The organism is Desulfonatronospira thiodismutans ASO3-1 (genome assembly GCF_000174435.1).
GTDB lineage: Bacteria > Desulfobacterota > Desulfovibrionia > Desulfovibrionales > Desulfonatronovibrionaceae > Desulfonatronospira > Desulfonatronospira thiodismutans.
This window is the reverse complement of the sequence record NZ_ACJN02000001.1, coordinates 469,866-485,630: the sequence shown is the minus strand read 5'-3', so window position 1 is coordinate 485,630 and position 15,765 is coordinate 469,866. Positions and strand designations below refer to the sequence as shown.

The following is a 15,765-nucleotide window of genomic DNA, read 5'->3' as shown; positions in this document are numbered from 1 at the left end:
GCTGCTTGACCTGCATACTGCCTCCCTGTTCTTTTCTGGTTACTGTATGCTCTTTAAAACCGGATTTCAATGCCCTTTTCTAAAGCAGGCTATGCCCGCAACCCATTTTTTCTCATGCAAAGGGGCGAAGATCGCAATATTTTTAAAGGCCGGGAGTGATGGTTGGGAATGTCCCGGCCCAGAATACTGGACCGGGACTGGTATGAGGAGGAGTGTCAATTATCAGTTGGCCACTTTTTCATTGAGATCCCAGATGAGGTCGCCTTCCGGATGAGGCTCCAGGTACTGCAGCCATTCGTGGGTTTCCAGATGCTCGGGATCCATGTGCAGTTCACGGCTGTGTTCCTCGATGGGAGGAACGATGTCTTTAATGTCCCCTTCCAGGTCAGGAGCAATGCCGTAATTTGTGGCCTGCATAGCATACTGCACCGCCTGTCGGCTGTACTTCTGGGACTTGGACAGTGTATCAATGGCCTTGGCCGGATTGTGAAATCCGGCGCTGTTTTCCGCAGATACGTAGTCCCAGAACCACTGGCCTTTGCGCACCCTTTCCCGGGCCTGGATCATGAGATCATCAAAATCATTCCTGACATCTCCCTCGTATTCTGAAGCCAGCCTGACAGCTTCATGTGCCCGCACGGATTCCCGCTGGGCCTCCATGAGCTGCTCCCAGGTCCTTTCCTGGGAATAAATAACCCGGTCTTTAAGGTATTCCGCAGACTTGTCGGTATGGCACTGTCCACAGGTATTCTCGATGGCCTCCATTGAACGTAGGGGCGAGGTCTGAAAATGACTGGAGATCTTTTTCTTGCCGTCCATGCGGGTGTAGGGCATATGGCAGTCTGCACAGGCCACTCCGGCTGCACCGTGGGTGCTGTCGTGCCACATTTCATATTCCGGGTGCTGTACCTTGATCATGGGCGTATCCGAAACCGGGTGGGTCCAGTCAATAAACCAGCCTTCAAATCCTTCCCGGTCAGTTACCCCGAAGCTCTTTTTGTATTCATACATATCATCGGGATTCTTGCCCTTATCCCATGGAAAAACAGGCTTTTGGGCCACGCCGATCTCTTCATGCTCAAAGTAGTATTCTACATGACACTGGGCACAGACTAAGGAGCGCATTTCGTTGCGGGAAGCATCCCTCCAGTCCTCACCCTGTCTTTCCAGGGCCTCGGTCAGGGGGACACTGGTGATGCGCAGACTCATGTCCTCAGGATCATGACAGGTATTGCAGCCGATGGCATGGTCCTCCAGATCGTGTTCTTCCCGGAAATCGTGGAACTCCATGGCCCAGAAGTCATCTCCGTATTCCTCGATGTACCCGGGCATCTTGTTACTTTTGCAGTTGTAGCATGTAGCAGGCAGGCCTGCTTCTTCACTGTAGCGGTTGATGCGGTCTATATCCAGAAGGTCGTGCACAGCATTGGCATGGCCCCTGGCCCGGTTATACTCGTAGCTGAAGGGATATCCCAGCCAAAGGTTTTTGAGATAGGGCTGACAGTACTTGTAGGCTTGGGGAAGATCGCCGCACAGATGTTTTTCATGGGCAACAGATCCGCCATATTCAGTCATCTGCCCCTCACCATAATCAAAATCTTCAGCCTTTAGCCTCTGATAGGTCTGGTACTGCTTGGGGAAATATTCTTTAAATGCACTGTTGCGCTCAGCTTCCTCTTCAGTGAGATCAGTTTCATAGTCCGGAGTCTCTGCCTCTGGAATCTCGCTGCATCCAGCAAATACTAACGTAAGCATTAATGCCAGCACCCAGCTTAGATATTTCTTACTCATCTGCTACCCTCCTTTCGGCTACGGGAGTTGACCGCATATGCGGCACCTGACGATGACAATCTATGCACTGATCCTTGGCCATGTCCGCGTCTACATTAAGACCGGTCATGGCATGACAGTTGGTGCAATTGTCATTAATAACCCTTGAGCTCCTGTCAGAAGACTGAATCACGTCGCCAACCTTTCCAAAAGTGTTTTTGTACATGTCTTTTGTACCGGCCCAGGACTTGAACAGCATCTTTGGAACGGCGCTGTGCGGAGCATGGCATTCATTACAGCTCAGATCCGCATGCACAGACTGCTGGTGAGTTCTGGTCGCCTCATACATTACATGGCAGCTGCCGCAGAACTCCGGCTGGTCCGTGTGGCTGTAGGTAAACCCGGCAACCAGGGTTAGAGCCACACCTGCCAGCAAAGCAATAAGTATGGCGGCCCTGCCGGCTCCATTCTGCCGGTTTTTTCCCTTTGTCATAACCCCCTCCTTGGTTTTAAAATGCTACTGACCTGCAACTTCTGTCTTTTAACATTACTTGCATAAGCTCCCTCCCTGCTTAAAGTTGTCTGGTATATTTATGCCTTTGATAACTGCAAGGCTTAAAGTACAGAAGATGCTTGTAACGTAACCATTCAGGGGATGCCTCAATCGGCCCGGGGACAGTCCCGCACCTATTTTTCTAACGCTCACATCTGTAAATTGTTCATCAAAAAAATAAGTGCGGGACAGTCCCAAGACCTTGTGCCAGGAACTACACCTGAGTGCCCCCTGAATGGTTACCTGATAGCTTTTGCTTGCCGGCAACGCTGACCAAAAAAGCCACAATTATATTGGCGGGGCAATGGTCACCAGAACCCGCATATCCGTCACAGCCCGAATACCGTGGGACTCCTCGATGGCGCAGACCAGAATATCTCCGGCTCTGGCCGGAAGGGTTCTGTCCTTTGCCAGGTACTCGCCTTCACCCTCCAGCACCTGGATGCTTAGTTCGCCTTCAAGTTCATGGGAATGTATGGGCAGTTCCTGCCCGGCCCTGAAATTGAAGTTGATAATCCTGAAATACGGGCTGTCGTGAACCAGATTTTTCTTCATGGCCTTGTCACTGAACGTTCCTTCCTCAAATATATTCACGACTTTCATAAATACCTCCTTTTTTTAAATGTTACGATACCTCATTCTCTGGATCAACTTTTTTCTGTGATTTTCTCCAGATTATGCACAGCCAGCCTGGCATACGCTTCTTTTTAAAGCTGTTGACTTGAAAGCCAAGATAAGGTTTTATATTTGTTATGCCTTGACTTAAGTCAAGACAACAGACAAGAACCTATGCGGGTTATGCCCGCAACCCAAGCGAAAAAGTTACCCCTGGCCACTTGACTGTCTATGCTTACGCTTATCATCGAGGTCGGAAATTTCCAGCGCCATAGCACAAATTTCTCTTATTTTTTATGACAGGGTTTCAGGGTTAAGGTGCTGATTGCCTCAAAACAGCTCGATACATCTTGCATCTAATCGTTCAGGAGATCCAGTAAATGTCCCAAGACCTGCACATATTTCCGGTCTTTGCTTCCTTAGAGCCGGAGCATACAAAGGCCCTTTCAGGCATTGCCGGTACCAGACATTTCAAGGCCAACCGTGTCTTTCCGGCAAGCCTGCGTGAAAAATTTGAGGGCCTGGGGTACTATCGGTGACCAAACCATAAGGAGGACAACCGATGCTACAGCAATCAGCCCCAGCCACCCGGCCAGGCCTTGAAGAAGTCAAGAGACAGTTCGAGCACTGGCGGGAAACCAGACACACACGATCTCCGATTCCCAACCACCTATGGGCCAGTGCAGTCAGCCTTGCCCAGGATTATTCCATCTGCAAAATAGCAAAGGTCTTGCACCTCAATCACAGCCACCTCAAAAAGCGGGTCCAGGCCGAGCAGGCTCAAGAGTCCCTACAGCCAGGTCCTTCCTTTGTTGAATTTGAACTCACGTCATCTTTGCCTTGCACCGAATATCACCTGGAGACCGAAGCTCGAGATGGATCAAAGCTCAAAATGCAGCTTAAAGGTCCAGACCTGCCTAATCCCCTTGAGATCCTCTCGGCTTTCTGGAGCAAAGGGGCATGATTCAGCTCACTCCCCAGATGCGCATCCTTGTAGCTGTGGAGCCTGTTGATTTCAGAAAAGGGATCGACGGGCTGACAAAAATCTGCCGGCAGAGGATCAAATCAGATCCCTTTTCAGGCTGCGTCTTTGTATTTTGCAACAAAAAGAAAACAGCCATCAAGATAATCACCTACGATGGCCAAGGCTTCTGGATGTGCCAGAAGCGATTATCCCAAGGCAGGTTTCAGTGGTGGCCTGATAAAAGCCAGAGTGGCATTTGTCCTCTGGCAGTCCATGAGCTGCAGCTTTTGATCTGGAACGGCAATCCTCAAAATGCGCAGGTTGCACCACAATGGAGAAAAATTCTCACGGAATTTTAACTTAGGGGCTTGCGTTCCTATCCGTTTTCCTCTATATTCCCTCCCATGCAAACGATACTGAGATACAGGGGCAGGGACATCACAGAAGAAGATGTCCGGTTCATCAGACAGCTCATTTTCGAGCATCCTGGAGACAGCCGGTGGGCCTTGTCCAAAAAGCTCTGCACAGCATGGAACTGGGTCCAGCAAAACGGCCAACTCAAGGACATGGTCTGCAGGGGGCTCATGCTGGCCCTGCACAGACAGGGGCACATAATTCTTCCGCCGGCACAAAAAGTAACTGCCACTGGGTACAATCGCAAAGAACCAGTCTCGGTTCAGGTGGATCAAACCCCACTTACATCTTCACTCAAGGACATCACCCCTCTTGAGTTTCGACAGGTGCGCAAGACACCTTTTGAGGGCCTGTTTTCCAGCCTCCTCAAGGAGCATCATTATCTGGGCTACACCCAGCCTGTGGGCGAGCACCTCAAGTACCTGGTCTTTGCAAACAAGCAGCCCATAGCCTGTCTTTCCTGGTCTTCAGCTCCAAGGCATATCGGCGTCCGGGACAATTTCATCGGCTGGACCCAAAAAGACAGGGAAAAGAATCTCTTTCTTATTGCCTACAACAGCAGGTTCCTCATCCTGCCCTGGATCCAGGTCTCCTGCTTGGCCTCCCATATCCTGGCCCAAATGACCAAGATTGTGCAAAGGGACTGGGAGAGCATCTACAAGCATCCGATATATTACCTGGAAACCTTTGTTGATCAAGAGCGCTTCAAAGGAACCTGTTATTTTGCAGCCAACTGGCTCTATCTCGGGCAGACTACAGGCCGGGGCAAAAACGACCACACAGGCAAAGCAAACCGTTCACTCAAGGCTGTCCTGGGCTATCCCCTGACCCGAGACTTTCGGAAGCGATTGCGGGGGCTCAACCGGTGAAAAAGAAAGTCCAATCCATCGATCTGGACCAAGAGCAGATCGACGCCCTTTTACAGCGCGCATCAAAAAACGAGCTGGAAGAGACAGATCTGGATATCATCAAAGCCTTGGTCCAAGCCATCCAGCTTTTGCATCAGGCTGTGGACGATAAAGCTGCCTCCATCAAGCGTCTCCTGCGCACGATCTTTGGCGCTTCTTCAGAGACAAAAAAGAAACTGTTCCAGGAGGATGACCAGCAAAACAAGGACCAGAAGAGTAGTCAAGATCCTGTACAAAAGCCTCCTGATGAAAAACCACCCAAGGGACACGGCCGAAACGGAAAAGACGACTATACCGGGGCTGCAAAATGCATATACCCTCACCAAACCCTGAAGCCGGGCGATATCTGCCCCTTGTGCGGTCAAGGAAAAGTCTATCCCATAAAACCGAAGTTCCGCATTCGGATTACAGCCACAGCTCCACTTACAGCCAAGATCCATGAGCTTAAGAGCCTTCGCTGTAACTGCTGTCTCGAGGTGTTCACCGCAGATCCTCCAGAAGACATTGGAGAAAAAAAATACGACGAACCTGCCCGGAGCATGATCGCCATCTTGAAGTACGGGAGCGGGTTTCCTTTTCATCGCTTGGAAAAGCTCCAGGAATCTCTGGGCATACCCCTGCCGGCCGCAACACAATGGGATCTGGTCGAACAAACTGGAACACAGCTTCTTCCTGTGTATGATGAACTCATCCGCCAAGCGGCTCAAGGTGAGGTCGTGCATAACGACGACACCAACATGAAAATCCAGCAGCTTATCAAGGAGAACAAGGAAGCCGGGCCGAAAAGAAAAGGCATGTTCACCACCGGGATTGTCTCTGTACTTCAGGGACGCCATATTGCTCTCTTTGCCACCGGCAGACAGCATGCGGGGGAGAATCTGGAGGAGATTCTCAAAAAAAGAGACCACAACCTGCCCCCGCCAATACACATGTGTGATGCCCTGGCCCCGAAACATTCCCAAGGGCTTACAGATCATTTTAGCCAATTGCCTGACCCATGGGCAGACGCAACTTTGTCGATATCCTGGACAATTTTCCCTGATGAGTGCCGGTATGTTCATTGAACAGCTGGCTATTGTCTATAAAAATGATGACATGGCCAAAAAGCAGGAGATGTCTGCTCAAAAAACGGCTTGTATGGCATCAACAGGAAAGCGCACCGGTTATGAGCGAACTCAAGTCCTGGGCCTGGGCCCAGCTGGAGGAGAAAAAAGTAGAGCCCAATTCAGGATTGGGCAAAGCCCTGGCTTACATGCAAAAACACTGGGATCCTCTGACTCTTTTTTTGAGAGAACCAGGTGCTCCCCTGGACAACAATATCTGCGAACGTGCCCTGAAAAAAGCCATCCAGCACCGGAAGAATTCTTTATTTTACCGCACCCTGCGCGGGGCCAGGATCGGCGATCTGTTCATGAGCTTCATTCATACCTGTCAGCTTAACAAAGTGAACTCCTTTGACTACCTGACCCAGCTTCAGAAAAACATAGAAGAGGCCCTCGCGGCTCCACAAAAATGGATGCCCTGGAACTATCGAGAAAACCTCCCCAACGAATAATCTCCTCCACGCCAAGCCAGCGCAATATCAACAGACCCTCCTCCTGGACCTTGAGTCATGGAGGAGGTGTCTCAACTTGTGCTGTGATAACCGAAAATTGACCAGCCCCTGAACTGGCCCTCCAAGCAAAGCCTACGCCAGCTGCCGTGAAATTTTTTCTGCTTACGCACGTCTGCCGAAAGTACACTCCCTTTCATTTTCTCCCCGGAGCAGGTGGAGCAGCTCCTGCAGGGGGTGCAAAGTCAGATCCGGCGCAGCAGGGAAAAGTGCTTCCTGGTGGATATGGGCATATACATAGCTCTAATGTTGCAGGCCAGGTGCGGGCTGCGCATGTCCGAACCACTCAACCTGGGGCTTGAACATTTTGATCCTGTGCAAGGCACTATCTATATCCAAAAGACCAAGTTCCATAAGGACCGCTTGATTCCCATTCCTTGGGAGGCCCAAAAAGAACTGGATAACTTCCTGAGTCTTCGAGACGCCCTGTGCTGCACAAGCCCTTATCTCCTGCCAGGATTTAAAAGCGCCCTGAGAACCAATCAGGTGTATCCCGTCTTTCACAGGGCTGTGCGGGAAACGGGAATCCATGCCCCAAGAAGAATTATAGCCAACATGGTCTTTGGCCATCCCACTCCGCACAGCCTGAGGCATTCCTTTGCAGTCAACACCCTCAAGGCGGCCCGGGACCGGGGCCGGGACCCCCAGGCTGTTCTGCCAGTACTATCCGCGTATATGGGCCACAGCAAGTACCGCTACACCGCCCTGTATCTCAAGGTCATGGACGCCGAGAAGCGCCAGGGATTTGTGGACTTTGCCATCTCGCGACTGGAGGACATATGAATCTGGGCTCCTGTCTGCATACCTTCTTTGATCAGTATCTGCCAAGAACCAAGGGCGTCAGCTCCAACACCATCCTGGCCTACCGCCATACCTTCAGCCTGTTTTTGCCCTTTGCCTCCAAAACCCTTGGCCGGGATATCAACTCCTTGGAGATTGGGCATTTAAGCACCCAGCTCATCCTGGATTTTTTAGACCATCTGGAGAGCGGCAGAAATAACAGTGCTCGCACCAGAGGCCACAGACTGGCGGTATTCAAGTCCCTGGCCAGAATGATCCGTTTTCTCTATCCCGAACATAAACTGCTGGCAGACCGGATTATCTCCATCCCTCAGAAGCGCTTCCCCAAAAAACTGGCTGCCTTTCTCACCCATGAAGAGGTTTTGCTGGTCCTGGATAGTATAAATCTCAAGAAAAGCGGAGCGTTCCGGGATTATACCATCATCCACCTGCTCTACAACTCCGGGGCCAGGGCCGAGGAATCAGCCTCGCTACGTCTGGACTACTTTGACCCGCACAAGAAAACCCTGGCCATCCTGGGCAAGGGCAACCGCTACCGCCAAATCGAGCTCTGGCCCAAGACAGTCCAGCTCATGTCCATGTATATCCAGAAATACCGCCCCAGGCCCAAACCCTTGCATCAGAACACCCTGTTTTTAAATCAGCGCAGGCAAGGCTTTACCAGAAACGGCATCTACCGGTTATGCAGGAAATATCTGAGCCTGGTGTTTGAAGAAAACCGATTCCAGGGATTGAATCCGGTGCATTGCTTCAGGCATTCATGTGCCATCAACATGCTCGGGACCGGCTTCAGCCTGACAGACATCAAAAACCACCTGGGACATGAAAACCTGCAATCCACCATGGTCTATCTCAAGCTGAGTCTGAATCGCAAACGAGAGCTGCAGCAGAAGTTCATTGAATACACCCAGAACCAGACCCAGGACCCCAAACTGGATGAACTTCTGGACTGGGAAAAAGAGCAGGAGACTCTGGACTGGCTGGACAGCCTGTAAGGCCCATATGCAGGCTGAGTCCAAACAAGTGGTACTATATTCCAAGGCCAAAAATTATGTTGCCAGCCCAAAATAATTATGCTGCATGTCTTCATATCCCCCTGGTATCCATGAAGATATGAAGACCCCGCCAAATCCGGTTTATTTACATGCATATCAGCCTGTTACGAGAACTCGCAACATAAGGGACAGTCTCTTCTTGCGTTTTCATAAGAAAGCTCAGAAAATATCCAGGAAGGACCTTGAGTTGGCTATAAACCGCTACCGTGAATTGTTGCAGGAGAGGAAACAATGAGCAACAATCATTTTGAAAGCGTTTGGGATGCCATTGAAGACACACCCGAACAAGCTGAAAATATGAAGCTTCGTTCTGTTCTGATGATGGCTATCAGCGAACATATTCAGCGTAATGAAATCAGCCAGTCCCAGGCGGCAAGCTTGTTTGGGGTCACCCAGCCACGCATATCCGATCTTAAACGGGGAAAAATAAACCTTTTCAGCTTGGACTCCCTTGTAAACATGGCTGTAACTGCGGGTCTTCGTGTAGAAATAAAGGTTCACGACCTGGAAGCCGCATGATGCATTACAGAGCAGTAATAAAGAGGACCGATGACTGGTGGATAGGTTGGCTGGTTGATCTGCCTGGCGTAAACGCTCAAGAGAGAACCAGGGAAGAATTGCTTGAGTCCTTGAGAGAAGGGGCAAAAGACATGCTGGAAACAGAAGTCCCTTTCGAGCCAGGTTTTGAGATGGAAAAAGTGGAAGTCCCTGAACCTGAGTGGGTTTTTAAGCAGGCATGCCTCAATTGATTCCAATCACCCCCCAAAACCCATGCCGACAAGCGTTGGCAGAAGCCAGGCTCTTACTCCTTTGCCAGGCAAAGCGCCCTGGTTCCCTTGACCGGCAAATCTCCCTGAACTGATCTTGACTATAAGGTAAAGTGATGTTGAAATGCTGGGACCAACCTACGGAGCACATCATGCATGAAAAATATACAGCCATAGTGAGAAAAAGTTCCTCTGAATATATCGCAGTCTGTCTGGAGCTAAACCTTGTTGCTCAGGGAGCGGATTTGGCTGAGGTTGAAAGAAATCTAAGGGCAGCTATAGAGTCCTATCTTGAGGAACTCTCAAGCAGCCCGGAGACAGTTGTCGAACCTATGCCGATCCAGGAATTCATTGAGTTCTTAAATGACACCGAGCTTGAGTCCAGTACTCAGCCTTCAGGAAAGTATATTCTGCTGGAAGTTCACGAGGCAGGCAGCTGTGCCTAAGATTCCTTCCATGTCCAGCACTGAACTGGTAAAGCTCCTGGTTAAGTCAGGGGCTTTTTTTGTCAGGCAGGGTAAAACTGATCATGCCATATACGCCCGCATTGTTGATGGTCGAAGATACTCGGCACCTGTTCAGATGGGAAAGAAAAGCCTGAATCCAGTTTACTGCAAAAGGATATTTCGCCAGCTGAAATTGACTGATTCAGAAATTGAAGACGTACTTACTTAATCAATCAGGTAATTCCATATATGAAACCCATCACCCCCAAAACCCATGCCGACAAGCGCTGGCAGAAGCCAAGCTCTTACTCCTTCGCCAGGCAAAGCGCCCTGGTTCCCCTTGCTCTGCTGGATCTTTCCAGGGCTGTAATGGAAATGCCCATAGTGCTTTTCCGGCAGAAGGGCGAGTATCACCTGGCAGCCCTTCTGGGCCAGAAGAAGAACAAGAACCTCTTTGTGGATTCAGACGGCAAGTGGCAGGGGCAGTATGTGCCAATGCTGCTCAAGTGTTACCCTTTCCGCATGGTTCAGGATAAAGAGGGCCGGTATATTTTGTGCGTGGACGAGGAAAGCGGCCTTGTGGGGGATAAGGGGAGTAAATTCATTGACGACGAGGGCAAGCCTACTCAGAAAGTGCAGGCTATCGGCAAATTCCTGCAGCAGGCGGAGCAGAGCCGCATGGCCGCAGTAAAAGCCTGCAAGGTTCTGGATGATTGTGATCTTATAAAGGCTGATCCCAAAATGCCAGGGCTATATGGAATTGACAAAAAGAAGCTGGGCCAACTTCCTGAAGAAAGCCTCCCTGACCTGCATAAATCCTGGGCTCTGTTCCTGGCCCACTGCCAGATGATATCGCAGCAGCACCTGAAGAAGTTAGAGAGGATGAGTGAGCAGGATGTGGACTTTGATGAGATTGATTGGGAGAAGATTAAGATTTAGCCAGTAGGGGATATCTCTACTGGCTTTTCATTATGTCAAGGAGGCCCGCCATTTTAACCAACCAGATACTTGTACCCCACAACCTGCAACAGGAATATCCTCACAAGCCGATGCCGGAGGATACGCTATTTCATATGACCTGGTATTTAAAGGAGTTAAATCATCTCTGGCTGCTGGGGAATATAGATTTCGGACTGCTTGTGCTCAGTAGAAAACCTGTTCAGATAAAGCAGGATATCTATGCTGCTGTGAAGGGTTGTGTTCCAGAAGACACGCCTCTGGAGAACTATTTGCAGCAGGAGTCCTACTGGGTGTCGCATTATCCAGAATCTGCAATCTGCGGATAGCCTGTCTTTCGAATCCGCTGAATTCTTTTACGAACATCCCGGAGTAGAGTTGTTGTAACTCTTCAGGCGGGGATATGCAATTTGCCTGTCTGCCACAGGCGGGTAATGCCCCCGCACATATCCTTAAAACTATTTGCTGCCTGCGCACACAAAGCCTGAAGAAACTATAACGAATACCTCAAGACTGTGTTTAAAGATATGGGCGGGGCATGCTTCTGGGGATCTTTTATTCTTCAAAACCGTGTGTGCGGAGCACCTGTGTGAAGCCTGAAGGCTTCCCGTGCCTAAGAAGATTTTTTGGCACCCCAGTTGAATGCCCTGCGGGCTAGCTCATGAGCTATTCAACGGGGCAGGCTGGCAACTTCGTTGCACATCCCAGTGAAACCAGCTACGCTGACCCAGCACTCACTTTTCCATTTGTTTGCTTGTGATGAAACCGAAATTATTAAAGTGAGTGCTGGGTGTTTCACGGGACAGGCGGGCGGCTCTGCCGCTCACGGCTGGGGAGTACGCCTCAAGTCTATTCCCGGTGGCGATTGCTGGCACCCCCTGAATGGTTACGATCTTGATGTCCGGATTTCTGCCAGTCAGCAACGGGATAATCAGCTTCAGATGAATAAATGAACATTTGTATTTTTCAAAATATCAACTTTTGCATAAGTTGAGATCTTTGTGAAAGTGCTTGCCAACCAGATTCATAAGGAATATTCTACCAGTATGAGCACGACAAATATTCACGACAGCACCATCAAGTATTTTTTGTCGGATCGGCTGAATGCCATCAGCTTATTAAAATCCATGCTTCCTGAAGAAATCGTGAAGCAGCTTAATTTTAATAAGATTTATTACGAGAAGGACTCATACCTGCCCAAGAGCCTGCAGGGTTACTATTCCGACCTAGTTGTCAGCGTGCCGACCAAGTGCGGCTTATATGTAGCCAAGGTATTTTTTCTCCTGGAGCACAAGAGCACCTTCAAGAAGAATACCCCGCTGCAGTTCCTGAGGTATATTCTTGAGTTCTGGGAGCAATACCAGAAAAATACCGGTGAAACCAGACTGCCGGTCATTATCCCGATATTGATAGCTCATCCAGAGGAGGGTTGGAAGCCCACCAAGGTGTCAGACCTGGTGGATCTGCCCTCTGATGATTTCACAATTTTCATTCCTGACTTTAACTTTTTGTTGTATGATGCTGTAAATGATGACCCGGAAGATTACGATTTTGATGAAACTTTAAAAGCTCTTTTTACCCTCTGGCGGTATTCCGGGTCTCCAGAATTCATGCAAGGGGTCCAAAAAGCCTTTCAATTGATAAAGAAGGTTGATCCCAAGGCGCGCTTACTTGATTTTGTGCAAATGATTTTGCACTACCTGGAGGTAACCAGGGACGAAAAGGAATATATTGATATAAAAAAGATTGCCGAAACCGAGATAGACGAAGGGGAGGAATATATGGGAACCATAGCTGAAATGTTTAGAAGAGAAGGGCGTGAGGAGACTGAACAGAGGTTTTTGCAAGAAAAACCTATATGGGAGAAGCAAGTCAAAGTGGAGAACTCTCAAGAAATGCTAGTCAAATCCCTTAAAATGAGGTTTGATTTAGTAAAGCCGAATATCAAGGAACAGATAAGGTCTATTCAAGATGTAGATACCCTGAACGATCTATTTGAAATGTCTTTCAAGTGCTCCTCTATAGAGGCATTCACCGACCTCCTAGAAAAGGTTACAGAAAATTAATACAATACTTAGCTTATCCAGATCTGTGAACGAGATGAATGAGGAATATATGGGAACCATAGCTGAAATGTTTAGTGACTTACTGGAGAAACCCTGTCATAAAAACAAGAACCACGCTAAGAAGCGTGGCAGGCCTTTGAACCGCAAAGACGCTAAGTACGCAAAGTTCAAGACGCGAAGCAGGTGTATTGTCCAAAACCGGGACACGGTTTTGGACAAGGCTGCCTTTTCATTTGCCGCCTGCCCCGTTAAAAGCGAAGCCTGTTTAACCGGGGTACACCCGGCAAATGAAAAAAATCTTCCTGCCTTCCTTTGCGACCTTTGCGTCTTTAGTGAGTCTTCGAACGGGCGGTTAAGGTTTCTTTGTTTCTTGGGTTGCGGGCAAAGCCCGCATTAGGTTGTTATTACTTGCTTCCTAAAGGTTATGAAGAGTTGACGGTTGCCCCTTTTAAAGGGGAGAAGCGCTTGGCTTGGAATTACCGGTTTCCGCTTCAACAAATTTTTGAAGGAGTGACTTATGTCTATTCAGTTTAACCAAGACTTAGAAATAACCCTTGGTACACCATTTACAGATCTATTCGCCAACACGGATGAGGAACAGACTTCCTGGTACAGATTGTGGACCGGTAAACTGGATAATGAAGGTGAGGTAGTCCGGGGAGCTATGGTAGGCGACGGCTGGGTATCAAAAGACGGTCTTGATGATCTTACCGTTGGAGTAGACCAGGCAGGGCATAACACCTTGTATGTGCAGACCTATACTGATGAGCTGAACTCCTGGGAGCACTCAACGGAAATGAGTTTTCCCGAGGAAATTACTTTTGAGCTGGCAATTGAAAAGGATGTGGTTTCTGAAGACACTTTGCTCAGTGATATGTTCAGCTTCGATACCCCTGTCAGCAGCAGTGAGGTCTGGTTTCAGGTCAAGGTTGAGGGAGAGCCCATTGACACCACTGTGGGCAATGGCTGGGTCCGTGGAGACAGGCTGGGGGGTGAGTATTTTCCAGCAAAACATGCCGGTAAAGAATTGGAGGTTACTCCGTTCTACGCAGGCGAGCTGCATACAGATAAAGCTCAGACTCAAATGGTGGATAGGGCCGAGCATTATGAATTAAGCATAGACAAAGCTTACGTGGAAGAAGATACCCCTTTGAGCGAAATGTTCAGCTACAACGTAAGCGTCCAAACGGGTACACCTATCCATGGGCGGGTATCGTTGGTAGTATTCCCTGGCCCACTGGATATGCAGCAGGCCAGGGGTATGATGGTTGGGATCAGCAGGCAGTGGGGGAAGGCAGGACTTCCGGATCTATGTACTGAGGCATAAGGGCCTTCAGATCCTGCTCGGTCTTGGCCAGGGGCAAGTTTTCAAACAGGTGGCGTAAGTATGCGTAAGGCTCCAGGCCGTTCTTTTTGGCTGTCTCCACCAGGGAGAAGTACATAGCGCCTGCCTTGGCTCCATTGGGATGTCCGGCAAAAAGCCAGTTCTTGCGTCCCAGGGCGAAGGGTCTGATGGCGTTTTCCACCAGATTATTGTCAGGCCGCAGCCGGCCATCCAGTGTATAGCGCACCACTCTGTCCCACTGGTTCAGGGCATAATTTATGGCCGTGCCCAGTTTGCTTTTGTCCGGGGTGGTTTTACTTCTTTCGTCCAGCAGAGTTTTTATCTGGTTTAGTATGGGTATACTTTTTTCCTGACGTTCTTCCTGTATCCGGTCGGGCTTTAGCTTTCTGGTTTCAAAGGACTGTTCCAGGATATATAGCTTGGCGATAAGGTTCAGGATTTCCTGGGCGGTTCCGCCCTTGTGCTTTTGTTTCTTGGAGAGTTTGACCACATCCATAAACTTGCGCCGGACATGGGCCAGGCATCCTACATGGAATATGCCCGGCTTGTCGCCCAGGTCGTTGTAGACTGCATAGCCGTCACTTTGAATATAACCTTGATAGTCCTGGAGGAAATCCAGGGCCAGACCGCTTCGCGTGGGATGATAATCATAAAGGACAGTGGGATTTTCAGGATGGCCGCCAAGGAAAACCCACATATATGACTTGGAAGTGTTGGACCGGCCCGGTTCATCAAGTACCTGTACCGGGGTCTCGTCTATGCCCACCTGGAATCCGAGCATGATCTCCTTTTTGAACAGATCCAGGAAAGGCTCGCAGACCCTGGCCGCATGCATGGCCCAGGAGACCATGGTGGAACGGGAGATATCAATGCCCAGCCTTAAAAGCTGCTTGCACTGGCGATAAAAGGGTAGGCCGTCCACAAACTTGGCTGTGATGATATGAGCCATAAGACCTGGAGTCACTATGCCCTGGGGGATCAGCTGTTCCGGCATGGGAGCTATTTTGACTGCACCCTGATCATCTTCGGCTCCCTCGCAGTTTTTGCAGGCGTATTTGAGACGGATGTAGCGATTAACAATCAGCCTGGCAGGGATATAATCCAGTTTTTCGCTTACTTCCTGACCTATCGGGCTTAGCTCGACTCCGCAGGGGCATATCTTTTCCTCCCCAGAGAGGTCATGGATTATATCCTTTCTGGGAAGATCCTTGGGGATGGGCTTGCGGCCACGTTTCTTACGGGAATGTTCAGGTATGGTGATGGTTTTTTCCTGGGGCGTTTCCACCTCGGTTTCCATCTCAACAAGGCCAGGCATCATGGGCCAGGTCTCTTTGGAGCCGCATTTGGGTTTTTTATCGGATTTGGACCCATAGATGGCTTTTTGCAGGAAGTTCAGTTTCTCCTGCAGGTAGATAAGTTGCTGGTGGTAGTCAGCAACGATATCTTTGAGCGCATCCTTATCATCTGGCAAGTTGTTGATGTCCATAACTGA

21 protein-coding genes are annotated in these 15,765 nt (G+C 49.5%); 17 read left to right on the top strand and 4 right to left on the bottom strand.

The features are described 5' to 3' along the window. Positions 1-222: 222 nt before the first annotated feature. The 3 genes from DTHIO_RS02215 to DTHIO_RS02205 form a co-directional block, all read right to left on the bottom strand. Positions 223-1,791 (bottom strand): ammonia-forming cytochrome c nitrite reductase subunit c552, encoded by a 1,569-nt coding sequence (locus tag DTHIO_RS02215; protein WP_008868720.1) that lies wholly within the window; start codon positions 1,789-1,791, stop codon positions 223-225. After that, complete coding sequence (locus DTHIO_RS02210; protein ID WP_008868719.1) at positions 1,784-2,263, bottom strand: NapC/NirT family cytochrome c; 480 nt, start codon at positions 2,261-2,263, stop codon at positions 1,784-1,786. Before DTHIO_RS02210 ends, DTHIO_RS02215 begins: the two co-directional genes overlap by 8 nt. A gap of 348 nt (positions 2,264-2,611) precedes the next feature. Next, positions 2,612-2,926, bottom strand: coding sequence for a cupin domain-containing protein (locus DTHIO_RS02205; protein ID WP_008868718.1), 315 nt, complete (start codon positions 2,924-2,926; stop codon positions 2,612-2,614). Between the two features lie 392 nt (positions 2,927-3,318). Between DTHIO_RS02205 and DTHIO_RS21320 the strand changes: the two genes are divergently transcribed. The 17 genes from DTHIO_RS21320 (at position 3,319) to DTHIO_RS02130 (ending at position 14,255) form a co-directional block, all read left to right on the top strand. Beyond that, positions 3,319-3,477 (top strand): hypothetical protein, encoded by a 159-nt coding sequence (locus tag DTHIO_RS21320; protein WP_008868717.1) that lies wholly within the window; start codon positions 3,319-3,321, stop codon positions 3,475-3,477. 23 nt (positions 3,478-3,500) lie between these two features. Then, positions 3,501-3,902: a hypothetical protein gene (locus DTHIO_RS02200; RefSeq protein WP_008868716.1), complete on the top strand. Its 402-nt coding sequence runs from the start codon at positions 3,501-3,503 to the stop codon at positions 3,900-3,902. Further along, positions 3,899-4,261, top strand: a complete 363-nt coding sequence (gene tnpB, locus DTHIO_RS02195) for an IS66 family insertion sequence element accessory protein TnpB (protein WP_008868715.1) — start codon at positions 3,899-3,901, stop codon at positions 4,259-4,261. The genes DTHIO_RS02200 and tnpB overlap by 4 nt, the downstream gene beginning before the upstream one ends. Before the next feature lie 45 nt (positions 4,262-4,306). Next, entirely contained in the window at positions 4,307-5,185 is an 879-nt protein-coding gene (locus DTHIO_RS02190; RefSeq protein WP_008868714.1) for a Druantia anti-phage system protein DruA, read from the top strand. After that, complete coding sequence (locus tag DTHIO_RS02185) at positions 5,182-6,288, top strand: IS66 family transposase (RefSeq protein ID WP_244156291.1); 1,107 nt, start codon at positions 5,182-5,184, stop codon at positions 6,286-6,288. Before DTHIO_RS02190 ends, DTHIO_RS02185 begins: the two co-directional genes overlap by 4 nt. Before the next feature lie 101 nt (positions 6,289-6,389). Beyond that, on the top strand, positions 6,390-6,779 hold the full coding sequence (locus DTHIO_RS22210; protein WP_244156290.1) for an IS66 family transposase: 390 nt from the start codon (positions 6,390-6,392) through the stop codon (positions 6,777-6,779). A 213-nt stretch (positions 6,780-6,992) separates the two neighbouring features. After that, positions 6,993-7,619, top strand: coding sequence for a tyrosine-type recombinase/integrase (locus tag DTHIO_RS02180; protein WP_040417410.1), 627 nt, complete (start codon positions 6,993-6,995; stop codon positions 7,617-7,619). Then, positions 7,616-8,632 carry a site-specific integrase gene (locus tag DTHIO_RS02175; protein ID WP_008868713.1) on the top strand — a complete coding sequence of 339 codons (1,017 nt, stop codon included), beginning with the start codon at positions 7,616-7,618 and terminating at the stop codon, positions 8,630-8,632. Before DTHIO_RS02180 ends, DTHIO_RS02175 begins: the two co-directional genes overlap by 4 nt. A 291-nt stretch (positions 8,633-8,923) precedes the next feature. Beyond that, positions 8,924-9,211 carry a helix-turn-helix domain-containing protein gene (locus DTHIO_RS02170; protein WP_008868712.1) on the top strand — a complete coding sequence of 96 codons (288 nt, stop codon included), beginning with the start codon at positions 8,924-8,926 and terminating at the stop codon, positions 9,209-9,211. Beyond that, positions 9,208-9,441, top strand: a complete 234-nt coding sequence (locus DTHIO_RS02165) for a type II toxin-antitoxin system HicB family antitoxin (RefSeq protein WP_008868711.1) — start codon at positions 9,208-9,210, stop codon at positions 9,439-9,441. The genes DTHIO_RS02170 and DTHIO_RS02165 overlap by 4 nt, the downstream gene beginning before the upstream one ends. Before the next feature lie 170 nt (positions 9,442-9,611). Further along, on the top strand, positions 9,612-9,905 hold the full coding sequence (locus DTHIO_RS21790) for a type II toxin-antitoxin system HicB family antitoxin (protein ID WP_008868710.1): 294 nt from the start codon (positions 9,612-9,614) through the stop codon (positions 9,903-9,905). After that, on the top strand, positions 9,898-10,134 hold the full coding sequence (locus DTHIO_RS02155; protein ID WP_008868709.1) for a type II toxin-antitoxin system HicA family toxin: 237 nt from the start codon (positions 9,898-9,900) through the stop codon (positions 10,132-10,134). Before DTHIO_RS21790 ends, DTHIO_RS02155 begins: the two co-directional genes overlap by 8 nt. Positions 10,135-10,154: 20 nt before the next feature. Continuing rightward, positions 10,155-10,844, top strand: coding sequence for a SapC family protein (locus DTHIO_RS02150; protein ID WP_008868708.1), 690 nt, complete (start codon positions 10,155-10,157; stop codon positions 10,842-10,844). Between the two features lie 134 nt (positions 10,845-10,978). Further along, positions 10,979-11,191, top strand: a complete 213-nt coding sequence (locus DTHIO_RS21315; protein WP_153305058.1) for a hypothetical protein — start codon at positions 10,979-10,981, stop codon at positions 11,189-11,191. Positions 11,192-11,569: 378 nt separating this feature from the next. Beyond that, entirely contained in the window at positions 11,570-11,815 is a 246-nt protein-coding gene (locus DTHIO_RS21565) for a hypothetical protein (RefSeq protein ID WP_161598620.1), read from the top strand. Positions 11,816-11,908: 93 nt separating this feature from the next. Then, a complete protein-coding gene (locus DTHIO_RS02140; protein WP_040417407.1) occupies positions 11,909-12,928 on the top strand; it encodes an Rpn family recombination-promoting nuclease/putative transposase in 1,020 nt (339 codons plus the stop codon). 517 nt (positions 12,929-13,445) lie between these two features. Then, positions 13,446-14,255, top strand: coding sequence for a hypothetical protein (locus DTHIO_RS02130; protein WP_008868704.1), 810 nt, complete (start codon positions 13,446-13,448; stop codon positions 14,253-14,255). Here DTHIO_RS02130 and tnpC read toward each other — a convergent pair. Continuing rightward, entirely contained in the window at positions 14,203-15,759 is a 1,557-nt protein-coding gene (gene tnpC, locus DTHIO_RS02125) for an IS66 family transposase (RefSeq protein WP_008868370.1), read from the bottom strand. The two genes, DTHIO_RS02130 and tnpC, sit on opposite strands and share 53 nt — an antisense overlap. Positions 15,760-15,765: the final 6 nt, after the last annotated feature.